This is a genomic window from Marivirga arenosa, assembly GCF_030503895.2.
GTDB lineage: Bacteria > Bacteroidota > Bacteroidia > Cytophagales > Cyclobacteriaceae > Marivirga > Marivirga arenosa.
On the sequence record NZ_CP129970.2, the window covers coordinates 169,662 to 192,789 of the forward strand.

General features: G+C 33.8%; 17 protein-coding genes and 1 tRNA gene. 7 read left to right on the forward strand and 11 right to left on the reverse strand.

The genetic code is table 11. The annotated features are described in order from the left end of the window. Positions 1-10: 10 nt before the first annotated feature. A complete protein-coding gene (locus QYS48_RS00700; RefSeq protein WP_308357102.1) occupies positions 11-2,425 on the reverse strand; it encodes a thiamine pyrophosphate-dependent enzyme in 2,415 nt (804 codons plus the stop codon). A 330-nt stretch (positions 2,426-2,755) separates the two neighbouring features. Here QYS48_RS00700 and ald point away from each other — a divergent pair, with 330 nt between their 5' ends. Together ald and QYS48_RS00710 are read left to right on the forward strand one after the other, a co-directional pair. After that, positions 2,756-3,889 carry an alanine dehydrogenase gene (ald, locus tag QYS48_RS00705; protein ID WP_308357103.1) on the forward strand — a complete coding sequence of 378 codons (1,134 nt, stop codon included), beginning with the start codon at positions 2,756-2,758 and terminating at the stop codon, positions 3,887-3,889. A 250-nt stretch (positions 3,890-4,139) separates the two neighbouring features. Then, complete coding sequence (locus tag QYS48_RS00710; protein WP_308357104.1) at positions 4,140-9,284, forward strand: T9SS type A sorting domain-containing protein; 5,145 nt, start codon at positions 4,140-4,142, stop codon at positions 9,282-9,284. A gap of 57 nt (positions 9,285-9,341) precedes the next feature. On the opposite strand, the gene QYS48_RS00715 is transcribed toward QYS48_RS00710, so the two are convergent. Continuing rightward, positions 9,342-11,711, reverse strand: coding sequence for a TonB-dependent receptor (locus tag QYS48_RS00715; protein WP_308357105.1), 2,370 nt, complete (start codon positions 11,709-11,711; stop codon positions 9,342-9,344). Positions 11,712-11,881: 170 nt separating this feature from the next. On the opposite strand from QYS48_RS00715, the gene QYS48_RS00720 reads away from it, so the two are divergent. Continuing rightward, the gene (locus tag QYS48_RS00720) at positions 11,882-12,796 is read left to right on the forward strand and encodes a hypothetical protein (protein WP_308357106.1); all 915 of its coding nucleotides are present in this window, start codon (positions 11,882-11,884) and stop codon (positions 12,794-12,796) included. On the opposite strand, the gene QYS48_RS00725 is transcribed toward QYS48_RS00720, so the two are convergent. From QYS48_RS00725 to QYS48_RS00740, 4 genes are read right to left on the reverse strand one after another with little or no spacing between them, the layout of a single operon-like run. Further along, on the reverse strand, positions 12,797-13,213 hold the full coding sequence (locus tag QYS48_RS00725) for a RidA family protein (protein ID WP_308357107.1): 417 nt from the start codon (positions 13,211-13,213) through the stop codon (positions 12,797-12,799). It abuts the gene before it with no gap. Next, positions 13,213-13,773, reverse strand: a complete 561-nt coding sequence (locus QYS48_RS00730) for a DinB family protein (RefSeq protein ID WP_308357108.1) — start codon at positions 13,771-13,773, stop codon at positions 13,213-13,215. Before QYS48_RS00730 ends, QYS48_RS00725 begins: the two co-directional genes overlap by 1 nt. Before the next feature lie 53 nt (positions 13,774-13,826). After that, the gene (locus QYS48_RS00735) at positions 13,827-14,111 is read right to left on the reverse strand and encodes a hypothetical protein (RefSeq protein ID WP_308357109.1); all 285 of its coding nucleotides are present in this window, start codon (positions 14,109-14,111) and stop codon (positions 13,827-13,829) included. Positions 14,112-14,115: 4 nt separating this feature from the next. Continuing rightward, positions 14,116-14,646: an alpha/beta fold hydrolase gene (locus tag QYS48_RS00740; protein ID WP_308357110.1), complete on the reverse strand. Its 531-nt coding sequence runs from the start codon at positions 14,644-14,646 to the stop codon at positions 14,116-14,118. 21 nt (positions 14,647-14,667) lie between these two features. Here QYS48_RS00740 and QYS48_RS00745 point away from each other — a divergent pair, with 21 nt between their 5' ends. After that, positions 14,668-15,390 (forward strand): cyclase family protein, encoded by a 723-nt coding sequence (locus QYS48_RS00745; protein ID WP_308357111.1) that lies wholly within the window; start codon positions 14,668-14,670, stop codon positions 15,388-15,390. A gap of 59 nt (positions 15,391-15,449) precedes the next feature. On the opposite strand, the gene QYS48_RS00750 is transcribed toward QYS48_RS00745, so the two are convergent. Then, positions 15,450-16,739, reverse strand: a complete 1,290-nt coding sequence (locus QYS48_RS00750) for an aminopeptidase P family protein (RefSeq protein ID WP_308357112.1) — start codon at positions 16,737-16,739, stop codon at positions 15,450-15,452. A gap of 74 nt (positions 16,740-16,813) precedes the next feature. On the opposite strand from QYS48_RS00750, the gene QYS48_RS00755 reads away from it, so the two are divergent. Then, a complete protein-coding gene (locus QYS48_RS00755) occupies positions 16,814-18,307 on the forward strand; it encodes a S8 family serine peptidase (protein WP_308357113.1) in 1,494 nt (497 codons plus the stop codon). Positions 18,308-18,353: 46 nt separating this feature from the next. On the opposite strand, the gene QYS48_RS00760 is transcribed toward QYS48_RS00755, so the two are convergent. Further along, positions 18,354-19,124, reverse strand: a complete 771-nt coding sequence (locus tag QYS48_RS00760; protein ID WP_308357114.1) for an outer membrane beta-barrel protein — start codon at positions 19,122-19,124, stop codon at positions 18,354-18,356. Positions 19,125-19,302: 178 nt separating this feature from the next. Between QYS48_RS00760 and QYS48_RS00765 the strand changes: the two genes are divergently transcribed. Both QYS48_RS00765 and QYS48_RS00770 read left to right on the forward strand, forming a co-directional pair. Further along, a tRNA-Arg gene (locus QYS48_RS00765) sits at positions 19,303-19,376 on the forward strand. An 82-nt stretch (positions 19,377-19,458) separates the two neighbouring features. Next, on the forward strand, positions 19,459-20,115 hold the full coding sequence (locus QYS48_RS00770; protein WP_302099849.1) for a hypothetical protein: 657 nt from the start codon (positions 19,459-19,461) through the stop codon (positions 20,113-20,115). A 66-nt stretch (positions 20,116-20,181) separates the two neighbouring features. On the opposite strand, the gene QYS48_RS00775 is transcribed toward QYS48_RS00770, so the two are convergent. The 3 genes from QYS48_RS00775 to rpoN form a co-directional block, all read right to left on the reverse strand. Then, complete coding sequence (locus QYS48_RS00775; protein WP_302099848.1) at positions 20,182-20,961, reverse strand: enoyl-CoA hydratase/isomerase family protein; 780 nt, start codon at positions 20,959-20,961, stop codon at positions 20,182-20,184. A 13-nt stretch (positions 20,962-20,974) separates the two neighbouring features. Next, the gene (locus QYS48_RS00780; protein WP_308357115.1) at positions 20,975-21,523 is read right to left on the reverse strand and encodes a PA-phosphatase; all 549 of its coding nucleotides are present in this window, start codon (positions 21,521-21,523) and stop codon (positions 20,975-20,977) included. A gap of 68 nt (positions 21,524-21,591) precedes the next feature. Further along, positions 21,592-23,022 carry an RNA polymerase factor sigma-54 gene (gene rpoN / locus QYS48_RS00785; protein ID WP_308357116.1) on the reverse strand — a complete coding sequence of 477 codons (1,431 nt, stop codon included), beginning with the start codon at positions 23,020-23,022 and terminating at the stop codon, positions 21,592-21,594. Between the last annotated feature and the right edge of the window lie 106 nt (positions 23,023-23,128).

Genomic DNA, 23,128 nt, shown 5'->3' on the forward strand with positions numbered 1-23,128 from the left:
TTTTCAAATATTAATACAAAGCCGGATATTGTTCCGGATCAAATTCATTCATCATTTCATAAACCCTATCAAATACAGTTTCAACTTGAGGCTTACTGAAATAATCACCATCTGAAGCATAAGCTGGTCTATGTTCTTCAGCAGTTATAGTCATTGGTTGAGCATCTAGATATTTATAAGCTTTTTGCTCTTCAAGTACTTTCTGCATCATGAATCCAGTTGCACCACCTGGCACATCCTCATCAGCAAAAATTACTCTATTGGTTTTCTTTACTGATTCTACAATTTTATGATCAATATCAAATGGCAATAAGCTTTGAACATCAATCACTTCACATGATATACCTTGTTCTGCTAATTGTTCAGCAGCATCCATTACTACTCTGCACATTGAACCATAAGTAACGATCGTAACATCTTCACCTTCTCTGATCGTTTCTGGCTGACCAAGAGGTACAGTGAATTCACCAACGTTTTCAGGTAATTCTTCTTTCAACCTGTACCCGTTTAGACATTCTATGATTAAAGCAGGATCATCAGATTGAAGCATAGTATTGTAGAAACCAGCTGCTTGAGTCATATTACGAGGCACTAAAACATATATACCTCTAATAGAATTTAAAATCATACCCATAGGAGAACCTGAATGCCAAACTCCTTCTAATCTATGACCTCTTGTTCTGATAATTAATGGCGCTTTTTGACCTCCTTTTGTTCTGTACTGAAGAGAAGCCAAATCATCAGACATGATCTGAATTGCATATAATAAATAATCTAAATACTGGATTTCAGCAATTGGTCTTAATCCCCTTAAAGCAGCACCTATTCCTTGCCCCATAATGGTGCATTCTCTAATACCTGTATCCATTACTCTTAGCTCACCATGCTTTTCTTGCAAGCCAGCAAATGCTTGGTTTACGTCTCCAATCTTTCCTACATCTTCTCCAAAAGCAAATACTCTAGGATCACGAGCTAAAGCTGCATCGAAACAAGCTTGCAATACTTCTCTACCATCGACCTTTTTAGGGTCATCGGAATACTCAGCATCAATTACTTCAACTTTTAAAGCAGACTCGTCAGATTCACTATATAAATGTGAACTGTATCTGTCATGACCCTCCTCCATTACGGCATTAAGCCAATTAAGCAATTTGTTTTTCGCTTCACCTTCATGATTAATAACTAATCTTAAAGATTTTTTAACAGCTTTAATATTATCTAACCTCAACGGGTTCATAGCCGACTTAAGCTCATCCGCAATCTCAGAAATCTTACTTTCAGCTGATTCTTCCGCTAATTCATTTAGTAGGCCTAATGCTTCTTTTTGTTGATCTTTAATTTCACCAATGAAAGCTTTCCAAGCCGAATCTTTTGCATCCTTTGCAGTTTGCTTCGCTTCATTTTCAATTTGATCAAGCTCCTCAGCAGTGGCTAATTTCTCTTTAATGATATACTTTCTGAATTGATTTAAGCAATCATATTCAGCTTCCCACTCTAATCTTTCTTTTGATTTATAGCGCTCATGAGAACCTGAAGTAGAGTGACCTTGAGGCTGAGTTAGTTCCAAAACATGAACCATTGAAGGCACGTGCTCTTCTCTAGAAATCTTGGATGCCTTTTGATAAGTTTCAACTAAGGCTTCGTAATCCCAACCTTTAACGGTTAATATTTCATAGCCCTTTTTATCTTTTGATCTTTGGAAACCCGATAAAACTTCAGAAATGCTTCCTTTTGTAGTGTGGAATTCCTGTGGCACACTTATACCATAATGATCATCCCAAACTGAAATTAACATCGGAATTTGTAAAACACCAGCAGCATTTATCGATTCATAAAACATTCCTTCAGAAGTAGAAGCATTACCAATGGTACCAAAAGCTACTTCATTACCCTCAATTGAATATTTTTCGAATTCCTTTTTGTGTAAATCTTTATTTTCTCTGAATAATTTAGAAGCAAATGCCAAGCCGACTAATCTAGGCATTTGAGCAGCTGTAGGTGAAACATCAGAAGAGCTGTTTTTACTTTCCGTAAGATTAGTGTATTTACCTGCTTCATCTAACATTCTGGTAGCGAAATGACCATTCATTAATCTACCGGCTGAAGCTGGGTCAGCATTTACATCTGTGTGAGCATAAAGCTGAGCAAAATAAGCCTGAATGCTCAACTCCCCAGTAGCAAACATAAAGGTTTGGTCTCTATAATAACCAGAGCGAAAATCACCATTTTTAAAGGCTTTCGCCATGGCTAATTGAGCTAGCTCTTTACCATCACCGAAGATTCCGAATTTAGCCTTTCCCATGAAGACCTCTTTACGGCCCATTAAACTGGCATGTCTACTCTCCCATCCTAATCGGAAATCATTCAAAATTTCTTCTTTCGAAATACTAAATTTATTCTTCTTTTTGCTTTTGGTGGTTGTCATCAGCTTATCGTTTTATTGAAATATTATAGGCTCACTTTTTCAGTAAGCTCAACAAAAATAACCAAAATGATGAGGCTTTCAAATTGGTATTAACGAGAATTGCCTAACAACTGTTTGGATTAAGTAAGTCAGATTATATTAATGACTTTTATCATTCTGCCAAAATATTATTCCACCAAACAATACCCATGGAAAGGTATTCAAAATAAAATATTAATTTGATTTTAAAATTCTAAAATAAAGTGGATTAAAAAAGTAATAGGATCGAATGGAAATTCTATAGTTTGCTTTATATTTGCCCACAATAAAAATCATTAAAAATATTGTGATATGATCATTGGGGTACCAAAAGAAATCAAAAACAACGAGAATCGTGTCGCGTTGACACCTGCTGGAACGCAAGAGTTAGTGAAAAGAGGCCATGAAGTATACATTCAAACTACCGCTGGAGAAGGAAGTGGTTTTCTTGATGATGATTATGTAGCATCAGGTGCTCAAATTTTACCAGACATTCAGAGTACTTATGCTAAGGCTGATATGATAATGAAGGTAAAAGAGCCTATTGAAGAAGAATATGAATTGATTAAAGAAGATCAATTAGTATTCACTTACTTCCACTTTGCTGCCTACGAGGATTTGACTAAAGCAATGATCAAGAGCAAATCAATTTGTTTGGCATACGAAACAGTTGAAAGACCAGACAAAAGCTTACCTCTTTTGGTACCAATGTCAGAGGTAGCTGGAAGAATGGCAATACAAGAAGGTGCTAAATACTTAGAAAAACCTTTACAAGGAAGAGGAATTTTATTAGGTGGAGTTCCAGGTGTTAGACCTGCAAAGGTAATGATATTAGGGGGTGGAGTTGTAGGTACAAACGCTGCAAAAATGGCTGCTGGTATGGGAGCTGACGTAACTATTATGGATGTGAATCTTCAGAGATTACGTTATTTAGATGATGTAATGCCAGCAAACGTTAACACTTTCATGTCTAGTGAATATAACATTCGTGAAATGTTACATAGAGTGGACTTAATCGTAGGTGCAGTTTTAATTCCTGGTGGAAAAGCACCTCATTTGGTTACTCGTGATATGTTGAAAGAAATGCGTCCAGGTACAGTTTTAGTAGATGTTGCAGTTGATCAAGGAGGTTGTATCGAAACATGTAAACCTACTACTCACCAAGACCCAACTTACATCATTGATGATGTAGTTCACTATTGTGTAGCGAATATGCCAGGTGCAGTTCCTTATACTTCAACTTTAGCATTAACGAATGCCACTTTACCATATGCAATTCAATTAGCTGAAAAAGGATGGGTAAAAGCTTGTCAGGACAATAGAGAATTAGCATTAGGTTTAAATATCATCAAAGGTGATGTGGTTTATGATGCTGTTGCAGATGCATACGGTTATGATCATGTTCCTTTTGAAAAATATTTAGGAAACGTTTGGGATAAAATATAAAAACTCAAATCATATAAAATTACAAAACCTGTTTCAATTTGATTGAGACAGGTTTTTTTGTTTCTACTCATCAGGTTATTAATTCAATAATTGTAATATATCAAATATTCTTATTGAATTATTTCAACATCTCTTACTCACCGATAATAAACTGAAACTCATCGAACTATTTAGAAATTAAGTCAATTGTAATGCCCTTGAATGAATCAGTGTTACTAATTTTGTATTTAGTTAAAAAATTAAATTAAGTATGAGAGGAATCTTACTATTTTTAGCATTATCATTAATTGCATTTTTTCAACATTCAACCATACAAGCTCAAAACATTACAGAGTATCAGTTTGAGGCTAGCATTGAAACCTATCAGGAGATTACTGGAGGACAACTGATTTCAAATAGTACCAACTTAAACGATCAGTTTTTTGATGACATCAACATCGGATTCAATTTTAGTTATGGTAATAATACATTCAATAAGTTTGGTGTAAGCGCTAATGGTTATGTTGTACTAGGAACACTCGCTAATACTAGTTCAAATTCTCCAATTGCTGATCTAAATAATGCAATAAGTCCTTTAGGTGGAGATTTAAGATCTAAAAATGGCTCATCTATAAGAACAGAATTGCAAGGATCCTCTCCAAATAGAATTAGAATAATCCAATGGAGAAATTTCAGACATAACAATCGAAACGGAAACTTGAACTTCCAATTAAAATTATTTGAAGGTTCCGGTAAAATCGAATTCAGTTATGGAAATAATTCTATAGACTACAATGGATTTGGCGATTACTTCTCACTAGGATATGATGTTCAGGTCGGTTTAAGAGGTAATTCAAATACTGATTTTAATTCCAGACAACTTAATTGGAATTTATTCCAAGGAGAAAATTGGAATACAACTAACACAGAAAATGCTGTTAATAATAACAGCGTTGTAGACTTATGGTTTAATAGTGTTCCAAGTACTGATCTGAATTTCTCTTATTCCAGAAATGAATCTGACTTAGGCATCAACCTTTTTCCTAACGTAGCTGAATTGTGTGCAGAACAGGAATTTATATATTCCTTAGAAGTGGTAAATTCTTCTGCATCCGACAACTCTAACATTGAAGCAGAATTCAATCTTCCTTTAGGCCTTTCTTTCATTTCAGCTAGTGCCTCAAATGGAACTTATGATGAAAATACAGGAATCTACAGTATTCCAACTTTAGGAGCTAACGAAACCGCTGTTTTGGATATAATTGTATCAGTAGATGCTGGTATGGAAGGCAGTACGATTAATGCAATTGCTGAAATTCTTAGCGCAACAGCTTCTGATCCAAACCTATCTAACAACAATGCTTCAGTCGACTTGACGGTGGGTTCTAATTCTAGTCCGCAATTATCTACTATTCCTAATCAAACTGCTCCTTATAATGGCGTTTCTGCACCTATTGATTTTACTGTTTCAGATGCTGAAACTGCTGCTAATGATTTAATTATTTCAGTAAGTTCCTCTAATCAGACTCTTTTACCGAATGCTAATATAACAGTAGGAGGAAGCGGAGAAAACAGGGAATTAACATTACAACCTGCATTGAATCAGTTTGGAATTACTACCGTAACGGTTGAGCTTTCAGACGGGACATGTCCGATTATTAAAACTTTTGAGGTAGAAGTATTTCGCCAGATCTTTAACAATTTTGAAGCAGCAAAAATTGTGGTAGGGCAACCTGACTTTACTTCAGGATCAACAACGCCATCTGATATAGTAGCTCCTGGTTCCAACAGTTCAGCCGTGAGTGTAAAAGGTGTTTTAGCAGTAGGTTCTCAAACAACTAACCGTGTTTTAATATGGAATTCAGTGCCTACTTCAAATGGAGAACCTGCTGATGTGGTAGTAGGACAAACAAATTTCACCAATACAGGAAATGGGACAAGAAATAATAGATTATGGAGTCCGAATGGAGTTACTTTTAGTCCCGATGGTAACAAGCTAATTGTCACAGATTCTAGAAATAATAGAATATTAATCTGGAACAGTATACCCACTTCTAATAATGCCCCAGCAGATGTTGTAGTGGGACAAAATAATTTCAACTCTCGTAATGCGCGTACTACTCAAAACGGCTTAAATTTTCCTTCAGATGTTCAAGTAACCCCAAGTGGTAAAATGATTGTTACGGATAGAGGAAACAGTAGAGTTTTAATTTTCAATAAAATTCCTACTTCAAATTACGAAAATGCTGATGTTGTGATCGGCCAAACCAATTTCACTAATAATAATCCTGGCACAGCACCAGATAGACTCCGAATTCCTTGGAGTACTTCTATTTCGCCCGATGGAAAACTTTTGATTGCTGACGATGAAAATCACAGAGTGCTAGTATTTAATTCTATCCCAACAACTAATGGGGCTTCTGCAGATGTAGTAATTGGACAGGATGATTTTAATTCTGGCAACCCTGGCATAGGAGCTAATAGATTTTCATTTCCAGGTGTAACAGTATCTCCTTCAGGAGTTATAGCTGTAGCAGATTTTAGCAATAACAGAGCTCTAATTTTCAATGAGATACCAACAACAAACGGAGTGGATGCTGATGTGGTTTTAGGTCAAAGAAATTTTAATGAGCGAGTTTCCTTTAATGATGGAAACGGTAACACAGGAACTCCTTCAGATAGGAATATGGATACACCTTACGGTATCAATTTCGATTTAAATGAACGTCTATACATAAACGGTAGAGGAATGAATCGAATGATGATTTTCGGGGAAACTCCTTCTCAAGTATCTGATTTATCAATTACTTTCTCTTCTAATTCAAATACACCTTGCGTCAATAGTTTGGTAACCTACAGTGTTGAAATCACAAATAATGGTCCAAATAACGCTACCAATGTGGTAGTAACTTCTGCCTTGCCTTCTGGCTTCACCCCTACTGGTTTCGATGCACAAAGAGGTACTTACAATCAAGAAAGCGGTTTCTGGAGAATTCCTTTCATAGGTGATGGTGAAACGATAACCTTAGAAATGCTTGGAACTGTAAATGCAGGAGAAAACAATAACATTATCACAGCATATGCCAGTGTGCGATCTTACAATCAAAATGATTCTGACTTTAGTAACAACGCTGGAAGTGTTGATATTGAAGTTTTGGATAATGATGCTCCTATTATTAGCGAAATTGATGATGTCATTCTAGATATCAATACCCCCTCTCCAAATATTAATTTCACAGTAGATGACGCCAATGTTGGTGCTAATAACGTAAATGTGGTAGCCAGCAGTTCAAATCAAAGCTTAGTACAAGATGCAAATATCAATGTGATAGGTGGTGGCTCCAATAGATTTTTACAAATCACCCCAGAAAATGATCAGTTCGGATTAGTGACGATCAGTGTAACAGTTGATGATGGCACATGTAGCACTACGGAAAGTTTCGAATTATTTGTAGGTAATGTTTGGTTAGGAAATACCACGGTTTGGGATGCAGTCAACAACTGGTCTGCAGGAGTTCCATCTGATGTAATTTCAGCAGTAATACCTGCCAACCCTTTAGGAGGTAATTTCCCAGTAATCAATAATGCTGCTGAAGTGAATAATTTAATTATAAATGATAATGCCAAAATCACCGTAAATGCAGGAAGGAATCTAGACGTTTATGGAAACTTAACTAATTTAGGTACTGAATATACTGGCAATGGCAGTGTTACAATGGTAGGTTTAAGCACTCAATGGATTATGGGAAGGATCAGTGGATTAATTATTAATAATGGAAGTGGCGTTAATTTAGAAAATGACCTTTCTACGCAAAGACCTTTAAATCTTCAAGCAGGGCAACTAAATGTAGGGAATAATAGCCTCACTATACGAAATCCTATTGCTGGAAATGCTAATAGCTTGATTATGGATGCTACTTCTACCTTAAATATTGAAGGAACTACTGCGGGTATTACAGTTCCCGCTTCTATTAATAACTTAAGAAAACTACAACTGAATAATGGTAGTGGCTTAACATTAAATGGAAATCTTCAGATTGCTGATACTTTAAGCTTATCAACAGGTACTTTTAACATAGGTAACAATACATTAGAATTAAATGGCTATAGTCAAATTCAAAACGGTCGTTTAGCATCTTTACCTAACGCTATTTTAAGAATTAACTCAGCAAATGATGCAGGTAAGATCATTTATAGCATCACACAAAACCAATTATCTAACTTGATTATAAATGTAACAAATGGTCAGTTTGAAATTGAAAATACCATAATTATCAATAATCAATTGGAGCTTATAGAAGGTAAGTTGATAAGCACTAATGGGCTTATTAATGTTTCTAATAATGCTCAAGAAGGCTTAAGCACATCTGCAAATTCATTTATTGCCGGAACATTACGAAGAGCAGTTACTGCAGGAATAAACTACACTCTACCTGTGGGTTCAATGGATTTTAAACAAGCAGTAAACATTTTCTTTAACTCCATGTCTTCAAGTACTAGCCTAGACGTATTTTTTAATGAAAGCTCTTCCGATCCATCATTTACAGATATAAGTGATTTAAATTTATCTGTAGATGGAAATCAGGTTGAACAACTATTGGACTATGGCTTCTGGACTTTAACTCCTACTAATACGACCGGTACTTACGTATATAATATTTCGGTTACTTCTCAAGGCCATGCTAATGGTAATGAGATTGGAAATCATATTCTTTTAAAACGTGAAGATGCTACTGCAGATTGGGAGATATTGGGAGATTATTCTTCCGAAAATGAAGGTGGAAGTTTTACAGATCCTATAACAGTTAGCCGTTCAAACCTTACTGGATTTAGTGACTTTGCAATTGGCTCATCAACCCAAGGTCCTTTACCAGTAGAATTAATTTCCTTTGAGGCAGTTCAAGAACAAAACGGAGTAAAACTTGAATGGTCAACTGCCTCTGAAAAAAATAACTCACATTTTGAAATTCAAAAATCTAATGATGGGAAAGAGTTCGAAACTCTAGGAATCGTTCAAGGAAACGGTAACTCCTCTAGTATTATTGAGTATGAGTTTATGGATTATTCAAATCATGGCAATGTTAGTTATTATCGCTTAAAACAATTAGATTTTGATGGGCAATTTGAGTTTTCTGATGTTGTTAAGGTTCAATTTTCAGCTCAACTCTTTAATATCAACATTCATCCCAATCCAGCCTCAAATTTAATATATATTAATTTTGATGAGGCAGTGGGAGCAACTACTATTCAATTCGTAAATACAAAAGGACAAATAGTAAAGAAAGAAACAGTTGAAGAGGCTAATCAATTAGAATTGAATATAGCTGACTTACCGGTAGGTTATTATCAACTATTGATATGGTCTAAAACGAAAAAGGGCCTAATTTCAAGCAATTATAAATTATTGAAAAATTAGATCTAAAGAGAATAGAGGATGTCTTATATTTAAGCAAGACATCCTCCATTATCAGACTTATTCGGTTTTAAAATTATAAGATGCAGTGATTAAAATGATTTGAGTTTCTCTCTTCCTTTCAAATCTTTGCTCAAATCCAGGACCAAAATTCTCTCCTCTGAAGTTACGAGTATCAAACAAATCTCTGAAACTAGCGCTTAAGGTTAATTGCTTATCAAAGAAATATCTTTGTAAACTACCATCTATGTAATATCGGGCTAAGTCTCTCCCTTGAGCTTCAATCTCAGGAGCAAAATAATTTCCTGTAAACTGTAAATTAATATCTAATGGTAAACTAATATCAGTTGTAACTTTAGCATACCATGATAATCCTCTGTTGGTAAAACTATCGTCTAGATTTGTACCATCAATTCGAGATTCGAAAATAGAGTAACTAGCATTTAAATTCCACCAATTAGTTAGCTGTGTAGTATTGATGAATTCAAAACCATATAAATCTGCAGTATTTAAATTTTGAGGGCCTCTATAAGAAATTCCGTCTTCCACTCGCACAATCCAATCCACCTGACCATTAATTCTTCTGTAAAAAGCATTAGAAGTTAAAGTAATAATACCATTCTGGTACATATGCCCCAATTCAAATGAATTGATGTACTCAGGTTGTAAGTTAGGCTCCCCTACCCTTACATTTAATGAATCAGCAAAATCTGGAAAAGGATTTAATCTCCATCCTCCAGGTCTATCTATTCTTCTTGAATAGGTAGCCTTCACAATATTCCCCTCATTCAATTGATAAGACATTTGAACACTTGGAAAAAAATTCAAATAGCGTTGGCTATTTACTAAATCTTCTGCAGCCACTAGAGAAGTATTAACATTTGATAATTCATTTTCTAAAATAGTTTGCTCAGCTCTTAAACCTAAGGCATAATTGAAATTAGATAGACTATCAGAGAAAATAGCATAGGCTGCATGAATTTGATCTTGATATACAAATCGGTTACTAATACTATCGTATGAATTTATTTCTCCAGTTGAGGGATTTTTTAATCCATACAAATAATCATTATCAAATCTTCTGAAAATTGATTTGTAGCCCGTTTCAACTAATCCACCAAAAGCAGGTGTTGCATAATCTAGCTGGATAACTGAAGTATTTCTAAATTCATCTGTTTCACTACCTTCAGTACGATTTGGGCTCCCCTCTACTGATAAAGTATTATTGTAAATATCTATATTTTGATTTTCAAGCTGATCTCTAATTGAAATACTAGCTGAAGCTCTTAATGACTTTTCTTTATCCTTAAAATCTCTTTCATAAACAATTGCATTGTCATACGTATAGTTCTGCTCAGTTTCAGTATTATCTCTAACATAAGAAGTTAAAAACTCCTCTGTATCTAAATTCTGAACAAATGATCTACTTGATTGAAAATCATTTTCAGCTTCAGTATTGAATACCCCTTCTAAGCTTATCTTATTTTGTCCCCAAAAGTAATCTGCACCATAATTAACGGTATGTTCCGTATCCTCATTCCTACTGTCTTGTTCTTGTCTGAACAATTCATTTTGATCATTAAACGTACTTACTCTTTCAGTAAATCTACTTCCAACTCTTGGCCATTGCCTAAAACTGTATCCACCGTATACGGCATAATTTGTTGTTCTTCGAGATAAATTAACATTAGCATTGGTTCTCATGCGTGTCCCCATGGTTAATTCAGCTCTGGCTGTAGTTCCTAAATCTTTTCCCTTTTTCAGTTTTATGTTGATTACACCACCATCAGCAGAGGCATCATACTTTGCATTTGGATTATTTATGATTTCTACTGATTCTATAGCACTAGCTGGAATCTGTTCTAGATCAGAAGCTAAAGCCGAATTTCGACCATCAATTAATACATTAGTACTTCCACTACCTCTTAATGTTACAGATCCATCATCCGTAACATTTACGGATGGGGTATTTCTTAATATATCTAATAATGAGCCTCCAATATTAGCTATAGTCTGATCTGGTTTTATCTCCATCCCCTCCATTGTTGTGAGAACAGGTCTTTTTACTTCATTTCCTTTTACAACAACCTCATCCATTATCTCTTCCTCTACCGAAAGTCTTATAGTTCCAATATCAACACCAGCATTGCCAACAGTAACTCTTCTTTTATAATCTTGATAGCCAACAAATGAAACTACCATTCTGTAGGTACCTGCTTTTATATTTATTCTGAATTTACCGGCTGCATTGGTAGTGGCTCCTGTTACTGGGGAATTAGAATCCCCTTCATAAAATGCTACTTGAGCAAACGGTATGACTTCATTTGACTCAGAGTCTGTAACTTGTCCTGATACGTAAGGACTCTCTGCAAAAGATTGAAATGTTGTTGTAATTAAGATTATTATAGTTATAAATTTTATATACTTCATTTTATAATTTAAATGTAGATACACATAATAAACAGAGTGATAACTCTTTAGTTTATATAAATATAAATTAATTCATATTTTTACATGGACGGAGAATTGCTAGCATTTTGAGAGAATTAGAGTGCAACTTCAGTTACACGCCCAGAATGATTTACATTTTATATTGAAAAATGAAGATTATCTCCAATACCTTCTGGACTAAATTATATAGCAGGCTTTTATCAGAAAAGATGAAAGAGCGCACCGAAAAAGTTATTATCATCATTGCTATTTTCGGTTTCTTTACTCACCTATCACTTATTATTTTAACAAAATTAGAATTATTTAATGCGCCATACTCCAATAATCTATTGGAAAACCCAATCGCATCTATCTATACTCCTTTCTCATTTATTTTGATCTATGAGGTCTATTTATTGGTTTATTTTTTACCAAAATCCATAACCATATATATTGGAAAGCAATATGAAATTATCTTATTAGTATTAATCAGGAGATTATTTAAAGATTTGGCTCAACTAGATTTAGATGTCAGCTGGTTCAGCAATAAAGAAGATTTACAATTCACTTATGATATAGCCGCAACCTTAATCATTTTTGCATTAATATTTATTTTTTACAATCTAAATGGAAAAAGAACGAGCTTACAGAAAAGTAAGTCTGTTGAGCTAGAGCAAACACAAAAATTCATTCAAACTAAAAAAAGGTTTGCAGTAATATTAATCCCCATTTTATTCGGTTTAGCTGTGTATAGCTTTGGTGACTACTTTTATGATGTGTTAGTTTCTGCCAATCATGATGTTAGCTCAATAAAGGACATCAATAAAATCTTCTTTGATGAATTTTTCACCATTCTAATTTTAAGTGATGTATTATTACTGTTGATATCCTATACTCACACCTCCAGCTTTAGGTCGGTTATTAGGAATTCTGGTTTTGTAATTTCAACAATGCTGATTAAAATATCATTTAGTACTGAAGGTGTCATGAATAATATACTGATTGTATCTGCTATAACCTTCGGAGTATTAATTCTATGGATTCATAATTTCTATGAAAGAATAAATCTACCTCAAGAAACCTAATTATAACTCAGCCACGCATTTTAATTCAATGGCTATGGGTGTTGGTAATGCATTAATTTCTATAGTAGTTCTGCATGGTTGAATATCCTTAAAATATTCTGCATATACTTTATTGAAAGTTTTAAAATCATCTTTCATATTGGTTAGAAAAACCTGAACATCCACCAAAGCTTCCCAACTACTTCCGCAGTCTTCCAATATCATGCGCACATTTTCGAATACAGACCGACATTGCTTTTCAATATCATAGGATACAATTTCACCCTGCTCGTTTAATTCAACACCAGGAATATCCTTACTATCTTTCTTTCTAGGCCCTACACCTGAAAGAAATAATAAGTTACCCACTTTTCGAGCATGGGGATATAAGCCTACTGGTAATGGTGCTCGGTCAGAATTTCTAATACTATCATCCATTATGCTACTGTTTTATGAAGTTTTGTTTTAACATTAAGTGCTTGATTGATATGTCTTTTTGTATGGCGCATCATAATATACAATTGCTCACCAACATTAAATTTAAGCAATTTACTCAAAGGACTATAAGTGTGGACGTGCTGATGATCATAAGCACAGCCTTTTTTAGCCGTTTCAATTATCTCTTCTTGCAATTTTAGAAAATATTTAACGGTTTCAGTTCCATTTAATACTTTATTGTCTTTTATCGGCTTAAAGATTTTTGGGGCAGGCACTTTCCATTTGTATTTAGGATCCACTGCATATAAAAAGAGCTTACCTGTTATTGAAAATTTAATAGGATACTCTATTGTTTTTACTTCAGCCGTTTGAAGTCGCTTATTTATATCCTTATTGTAAATTGTATTTGCGATTATGATATGTTGTAAACATTCCGCTATCGACCATTTATCTGGTGCAGGTTTCCATATCAACTCTTCCTCGCTTAAGTTTTGAAACTCTTCTGTGGTAATAGTCTCAATTTCTTTCAGGTCTTTTATTACATCTTTTAGCCAAATCATATTTTCTATTCGGATATAATCTAAAAAGGTTCTTAGTATTTAATAAATAGTTTTCAGTTTAAATTTTCCAAGAACCTCCGAATACGATCAAAATACCAGCCCCCAAACCCCATTTCTTTAATATTGTGCTGAAACCCCATCAGATGGCCTCCATCATATAAGGAGATTATAGCATCTTTACCAAATTTAGCGGCATATTTTCTAGCGTCTTCTGCTGTAGTTAGATCATCATTTTTACCGGCAAAAAGTAAGATAGGAATAGCAATTTTATTTCTTCTATCAAGGTAGGTTTGATCATCTATCGGAGAATAAGTTTGCTTCCCTTTTAAAGATTTCAATCTTTCAATATGAATTTTCGGGATTCATAACAAAAGCATCAAAAATTAAGAAATCTACTGTATCTTTAATACTTGGCCATGAATAGGTAGTGACCATGGTGCCCATTGACCAAGCCCAAATGCCAATATTTTTATTTTCAAACCTATTAGCAGCAAACTGAACAACAGTTTTTAGATCAATTGAAAATTCGGTTTGAAATAAATGATCAGACTTTATTTCAAAATCTGAGCTTTTCCCGAATCCTCTGTAATCAAATGTAATCACTGTATATCCTAAATTAGCCAATACAGAAGCATGATAAACAAAATAGGACATATTGCCAGCATCCGGATAAGCAAGAATCAAAACTTCATCTTTTTCATTTTCAGCATTAGGAGCATAAATCCAAGTATTTAAATCATTGCCATCTGGGGTATTAAGCACTAATTGTTCATACTCCCAGCCAATTGAATCTGGCGTGAGTATATATTTTGGATCTGGGTCAATTGCCATTAGATTTAGTGGTAGTAAAAACAGTAGGATGAATTTTTTCATTTTTTTCATTTTAGCTGATGAATGAATATCTTATTAATCATATATTTGGAAATGCCAGAAATCATTGACTTAAGTCAAGAAATATACGAAGGAATGCCTGTATTTAAGGATTTACCACAGGTAAAAATGGAAATTCATAATTCTCATGAAGAATGGGCTGGTATTAAAAACCCTGAGAAAAGAACCCCTGCAGTTCATAAACTAGAATTAGGTGAACATACCGGCACTCATGTAGATGCTATTAATCATATGGGACAAGAATATGAAGGCCAATCCATTGACATCATGCCTTTATCCATATTTTACACAGAAGGCATTTGTCTGGATTTTTCCCACAAAAACCTTAATGAACTAATAGAGATTGAAGATTTCAAAGCAGCTTGCACCAAGGATAAAATTGAAATAAAGGAAAAAGACACCGTACTTATTTATACAGACCATTACAGAAAATATTTTAATACATCCGACTGGCCTTTTGGACCCGGTATATCTTCGGATTGTGCAAGATGGTTAGGTGAACAAAAAATCTCTGCTTTTGGAGTTGAAACTATGGCGCCTGGAGTAAGAAAAGTCTCTAATAAAGAGGTACATCAAATCTGCGGAGAGTTAGGATTTACACATTATGAGAATATGGTCAATCTTCACCAATTAATTGGTAGAGGAAGATTTCGTTTTATTGCTTTCCCTTTAAAGATTAGGGGCGGAACAGGTTCTCCTGTTAGAGCCGTGGCTGTATTTGAATAAATTAAAATAATTGAAGCAATAAAAAAGCGATGATCTTTCAATCATCGCTTTCCTATTTATTAACTATTCATGATTTCTTCTATCTCCTCAATTTCAATTGGAATGTTTGCCATCATATCATGATGACCATCTTTAGTAATCACTACATCATTTTCCAAACGAATACCTAATCCTTCATTTTGTATGTATATACCTGGCTCAATCGTGAATACCATTCCAGGTTCAAATTCTCTATAGATATTTGCTACATCATGTACATCTAAACCAATATGGTGTGAAGTTCCATGCATGAAGTATTTCTTGTAAGCAGGATTATTTGGATCCTGGTTCTTAATATCAGTTTTATCCAACAGACCAAGTCCCAATAATTCGCTCTCCATTAATTTCCCGACTTCTTTATGATACTCTGGAATTCTATTACCCGGTCTTAGAATCTTATAGCACTCCTTCATTACCCTCAAGACAGCATTATAAACATCTTTTTGTCTTTGCGTATATCTGCCATTTACAGGAATAGCTCTTGTCATATCTGCATTATAATTACCATATTCGGCTCCTACATCCATTAATAATAGCTCTCCATCTTTGCAAACATCTTTATTTTCAATATAGTGTAATACACAAGCATTAGCTCCAGAAGCAACTATTGGCGTATAAGCAAAGCCTTTTGATCCTTGCCTTACAAACTCATGTAAAACTTCCGCTTCCACTTCATATTCTTTCACTCCAGGCTTTACAAATTTCAAGGATCTTCTAAACGCATCCTCCGTAATTTTGCAAGCACGTTCCATCTGAGTTATCTCGAGTGGATCTTTAATAGCTCTTAGATCGTATAATATTGGAGCTGCCTTTCTGTATTGATGAGCAGGGTATCTTTCCTGACACCACTTGATAAAACGCATATCACGAGTTTCCACTGGAGAAGCATTTCTTATATGTTCATTCGTATTGATAAAAACTTGCTCAGCTTCCGCCATTAACGTATTAAAAACAGTCTCGAATTGTGAAAGCCACATTACGGTTTGGATTCCAGAGGCAGCAGTAGCTTCTTCTTTGGTGTATTTATGTCCTTCCCAAACCGCAATATGCTCATTGGTTTCGGTAACAAACAATATCTCTCTCCAGCTATCATTATCAAAATCAGGGAATAAAACCAATTTAGTTTCTTCCTGATCAATTCCGCTCAAATAAAACAAATCACTATTTTGCCAGAAGGTCATAGTACCATCAGCATTTAAGGGCATCACATCATTAGCATTGAATACAGCTAATGAACGTGCTGGCATTTGCTTCATGAAGTTCTTGCGGTTTTTGATATAAAGAGACGAGTCTAAAGTTTTGTATCTCATAAAATTGCTTTTTATTGAAATTAATCGTTTATGCTTCGTAAATTTCAAATTTACAGTTTATTATCTCAATCAACATGCTTAAACAGGCTTTTTTCAAGAATATCTTCCTATTAATCCCTTTATTTCTGTTTTCAATTGAAATTTTCTCACAACAGAAATATTGGTTAGAATATAACGCTAGATTAAAAGATGTTCCGGAAATAGAATTAGAAAACTTAAAAGCTGAGTTAAAAAATAAATATCAGGAAGATATTAGTTTTCACTATGAGTCTAAATGGCATCCTGTTATTAGCATCGAGACTACCCATGAAATTGCCACCGAATTATCTGATTATGAATGGATTAATTCCATCACATCACAAATAGAATTGGTACCCACCTCTCTCATATCTACTAATAGTAGTGAGTTGTCTTATGCCTTGGAACAAATCCAAGCTCATTATCTTATGGACAGTATGAAACTTAGCGGCAAAGGCGTTAATATTGGAATTATAGATGGTGGTTTTATGGATGCAGATAAAGAACCATCCCTCCTTCATTTAGTTGAAAACGACCAAATAAAGTTTTTTAAAGATTTTCTTTTAGCTGGAAATAATAATCCATTTTACGGTAAACGTTTAGCACAAGATGACCATGGAACGCAAGTTTTAAAAATGATTGCCGGCTCAAATGATAATACCATCATTCGATACGGAATGGCTAAAAATGCGAGTATTTATCTTGCACGAACTGATCATGGAATACGAGAAAGAAGATTAGAAGAAGATTATTGGATTGAAGCAATTGAATTATTTCACGAAATGGATATCAAACTGGTGAATTCCTCTCTTGGCTATACAGATGGCTATGATAAAAGAAAGGAAAATCATTCCGTAAATGAAGTGAATGGTAAAAGTAGTATGATAACGAAAACCGCTCAGATGGCTGCAGAAAAAGGAATGTTGATTGTTAGTGCAGCAGGTAATGACGGTCATAATAAATGGAAAATCATATCCTTGCCATCTGATGCAAAAGATGTTTTAACAGTTGGAGCTACTCGTTTTGATGATTGGTCTAGAATATATTACTCATCTGTTGGCCCTGAAAAGCTAGAATATGTTAAACCTGATGTAGCTTGTTTTGCTGCTAATGGAACATCATTTTCAGCTCCTGTCATAACGGGTTTGGCTGCATGTATTTGGGAATACGATTCAACTTTAAGCAATTACGAAGTTATGGAAATCATCAAGAATAGTGCTCATTTAAATGAAGTACCTAATAACTATTTGGGGTATGGGGTCCCTAATGGTAAGAAGATACATAAAACCCTATTAAAAAAAGGTTTATACAATCTTAGTTCTAAATTGATTAAGGTAGAAGTTTCAGAAAATGATTATACCATTCAAATTCCTGATGGAATTAAAGAAATTGTGATATATCATAAAAGCTCTGATAAAAATGTGAAGGAAGAACTTACTGTTTCGATAGAATCAGAACAGAAATTTTTAATTATTGAGAAAGAAGCAGATATAAAATATTCTACAATTGTGGCACAAGATAGATGGCTGACAGAGATCATGTGGAAATAAAAAGCCCGATAAATCGGGCTTTACATAAAATAATTTTTTTCTCGTCTTAAAATAAATTGAAACTTAAACCAAATCTGAATGGAGTTGCCTGTGTTGCAATAGGTTCTTCAGCATTATTTAATGGCCCTCTTCCAGGATTAAAAAGTTCTGAGAAATCATATTGGAAATAGGCACCAAAACCAGAAATTCCAACTTTTATATGAGCACCATAACGAAATTGATTTAACTCGAAATTTTCTTTTCGCTTAATTTTTTTTGTCTGCTCGTTTTGGTTGTATACTATCTTTGTTTTACCATTAATTAAATACCCTATACTACCTCCTGCGGCAACGAAAAACCCACCATTATCCACCTTATCTTTATTCAAATAGTATCTAAATTCAATCGGAATGTTCACATAATTAGTCTCAAACTTAGACTTCTCAACTATACTATTTTCACCTACAATATCAGTCCCAATACTTTGTAAACGTACGTTTCTTAGTTCATCACTCCCTGACACTATGGCTAAAGTAGTGGAATCCCCGTCAAATGCATATTTATCAAATGATAAGTTAATCCCTGCATTAAAGCTGAAATTGGAATTAGAAATTTGAATCGGATACATATATCCAATTTTAAAATCATTATTTCCAAAAGTGCGGAGATTTAATGCTTCAACATCATTATTGTATAACATATTTAAACCAAAGGATAAGGTAAGATCTCCTTTTAAATTAGGCCTTGGTCCAAATGTATTTTTTTCTTGCATGTTTTGTGCATGCATACTTATTACTGTAGTGAATAATATGATCGCAATTACGAATAGTTTTTTCATTAGTATTTTTTTGAATTTTACTTTCGAACGACAAAGATAGCGTTTTATGCAGAGGATAAATAAATAAATCCTTTTTCTTATAAGAAATTATTATTTACCTTTGCAAACTCATTAGCAAACGTAGCGAATGAAAGCTTATTGCTCAATCTAATTTTGAACAATAAAATAATTTTTAAATGGCCTTGTAGCTCAACTGAATAGAGCACTTGATTACGGCTCAAGAGGTTCCAGGTTTGAATCCTGGCAAGGTCACAAATATTAAAGAAAATCCACTTAAGTTATTTTTGAGTGGATTTTTTATTTATACTTATTTTAATGATAAAATACCAAATATTTGAATGTAAAACTAACTCTTATTGTAGCATTTAGTATACTTTTTTTAGCATGCGAAAAAAACGAACCAGCTCCATCACAAAAAATGGATGATGTTGAGGAAGAAGTAAATCTAAAACAAAAAGAAGCCATCATTTTTTTTAAAGAAACTAATTTTAAAATAGAAGGTGTTTATTCGAGAAATTGGGATATTCTAAGAGATTTAAACGGATTAGCAAAAATAAATGGTAAAGTAAATATTGAAAGTTATTTTGAAATAAACGATTCAAGCTATTTTAATTTTTTTACTAAAATCTCCGATTGTAATATTACCACACAGAGTCCAAGAAAATTTTTATATGCTTATAATTTAGATTGGAGCCTGTCTTTTAATGATATTATCGGAATAGAACATGACACGATTATAACCAATACGGACTCATCAGTTATTTTAAACTTACTATTGGAAGAAAAAGAAATAACAACAAGCTTAGCGTATACTAATGCTGTATACGCTAAGCTTGTAGAATGTGAAACTGACGTAGATATAGATGATATTCAAAGAGATAAAGATTTTGTGTATTCTTTGCCTATCAGCTTAAATTATGGTGACACTGCAACGATAAATAGTATAATCAAGAATATTGAAATTTTATCAGATTCTTTAATTTCCAATTAAATCATTTTTAGAAAATAATTTCACTATCTAAAAATGATTTAATACAAAAGCTTTCTTCTAGATTATTTACTTCCCTTTGAATTCTGGTTTTCTTTTATCTAAAAAGGCCTGCTTACCTTCTTTATAGTCTTCTGAAGTACCCGCTATTTGTTGCGAATATTTTTCATACTCTAACATTTCATCCAATGATGAAGTAGCTGCCTTATTTAACATCTTTTTAATCATCCCTATTGATTTTGTAGGTGCTTTTGCAAAATAATCAGTGTAAGACTTCACTGCTTCATCTAACTCATCATCTTTTACCACCTTATTGACAATACCTAGTTCATAAGCCTCTTGCGCACTAACTTTTGTACCCATAGCACATAATTCAAACGCTTTTTGATATCCTACCAAATTTGGCAAGAAGAAAGAAGATCCTGAATCAGGTACTAAACCAATGTTAATGAATACTTCGATCATTTTAGATGATTCAGCAGCTATAATCATATCTGAAGCTAGCGCCAAAGAACAACCAGCTCCTGCGGCTACTCCATTTAATCTAGCAATGATAGGCTTAGGAAGTTTTCTCATTGCTCTGATGATAGGGTTATATCTCTTTTCTAATGAGTTATAAAACATTCTATCATCTTCATCACGAGCTGATTTCAAATCTTGTCCTGAACAAAATGCTTTCCCTTCACCGGTAATAACCACTACTCTTACCTCATCGTCTTTACCAGCCTCTTTTAATGCTTTTTGAAATTCATAACTAATTCCATCATTAAAAGCATTATAAAAATCTGGTCTATTGAATGTGATGGTACAAACACCATCATTAAGTTCATATTTTAAAAACTCGTACATTATTTATATCTGTTTAATTTAGAATCAAAATTGTGAGAAAATTTACAAAAAAGCCAATCAGGAGACCATACCAGACTTGTTTAGAATCATGAGCTGCCAATTGTAATCGCGCACTTCCAACCAAACCGCACAACAAAAAGCAAGCTGCAACAGCATAATAAAAATTAGAAGGTTCAGATTGTAATAATAAAGCCAAATAAATCCCAGTAGCACCTGCTATCGCAATAGCATGTGCACTAATTTTCCACCATATGGTGATAACAGTTAAAATTACAATACTTAGCGTTATAGATAAAAGTATGGCGGTCACCAAGTTTGGAAATCGAAATTTCTCCCAAAAAAGATAGGTGGTAGCACCATAGAATATAGCATTAAATAGAAATGGAAAGATACGTTCTTTCTTATCTTCCATATTCAAATTACTAATATTTCGGGTAAACTTTAACAATAAAATCCCCATCAAGGGAATTAAAAAGGTGGTCATAAAAACCATAGAAATAAACCTCCAGGCAATTTCATCAGACATATTTAAGGCATAAGGCAATAAAAATATTAAGCCCAAAAATATATAACTCGGAATGAGTAAGGGTTGAAAAACAATTGATATGAAATGCGCCCAGAACCTATTCACTATAATTCTTTTCTTAAACGTGCTACTGGAATATTTAACTGTTCTCTATATTTAGCTACGGTTCTTCTGGCAATTTTATAACCTTTACCTTTTAATAGTTTTTCTAATTTATCATCAGAAAGTGGCTTACTTTTATCCTCTTTATCTATAAATTCTTTCAATGTATTTTTCACTTCTCTTGAACTAACATCCTCACCAGATTCTGTAGCTATACCTTCAGAGAAGAAGAATTTTAATGGATATATACCAAATTCAGTCTGCACCGATTTACTATTAGCTACTCTGGAAACAGTGGAAATATCCATATCAATTTTTTCAGCAATATCCTTCAAAATCATAGGGCGAAGTTTACTTTCATCACCTTCTTTAAAGAATTCATATTGATATTCTAATATGGCCTGCATAGTATTCAACAAAGTGAATTGACGTTGTTTAATGGCATCAATAAACCATTTAGCTGCATCTAATTTTTGCTTTACGAAACCAACAGTTTCCTTCAGTTTTTTATCCTTTTTATCTCCTTTATCATAGGCTTTTAGCATTTCAGAATATGAAGGGCTTACCCGTAAATCAGGTGCATTTCTAGAATTTAATGTAATAACTAATTCACCATTTTGATTGGTCAATATAAAATCAGGCATTAAATACTGTGTTCTTACGGCACTTGATCCTGATCCACCAGGTTTTGGATTTAATCTTTTAATGGTATCAATAGCCTCTTTGAAAAGTTCCTCATCCTCAACATTTAGCTTCTTCACTATTTTTTCATAATGCTTTTTTGAGAATTCTTCAAAACATTCATCTATGATTTGATGGGCTAACTGAACGGTTTCAGATTGGTCAATTTTTCTTTCTAACTGCAGAAGTAAGCATTCCTGTAAATTTCTACAAGCAATCCCTGCAGGATCAAATTCTTGAATTTTGGCTAATACACTTTCAACTTCATCTTCATCAGTATTTACATTTTGTGAAAATGCTAAATCATTAACAATTGCACTTATATCTCTACGGATATAACCATCACTTTCTATGCTACCGATTAGCTGCTTCCCTATTTTATATTGGTGTTCATCAAGCCCTAAAAAGCCCAATTGGGTCATCAATTGATCATTTAGAGTAGTACCCATTGCAATGGGCATTTCCTTTTCCTCTTCCTGATTATTGCCATCACCCTGCATTTTGTAGCCCGCTTCGTCATCATGAAGATAATCTTCTATGTCAAAATCATCAGTAGTATCCTCCTCATAATCTTCTTCAAAATTATCCTCTTCTGGCTCTTCTTTTCCTTCTTCTAAGGCTGGATTTATTTCTAATTCTTCTTCTATTCTCGTATCCAACTCAGCAGTAGGCACTTGCAACAGTTTTATAAACTGAATTTGCTGAGGAGACAAACGTTGTCCTAAAGATTGTGTGAGTACTAATTTTTGCATAAAAGGATTAAACTAAAAATTGTGCCAATTTTCTTTACCCAAATTTATTTTAAATTCTTGAAATCTTTGATAAAAAGCCAATAATATCGAATTTTGGCAGACTAAA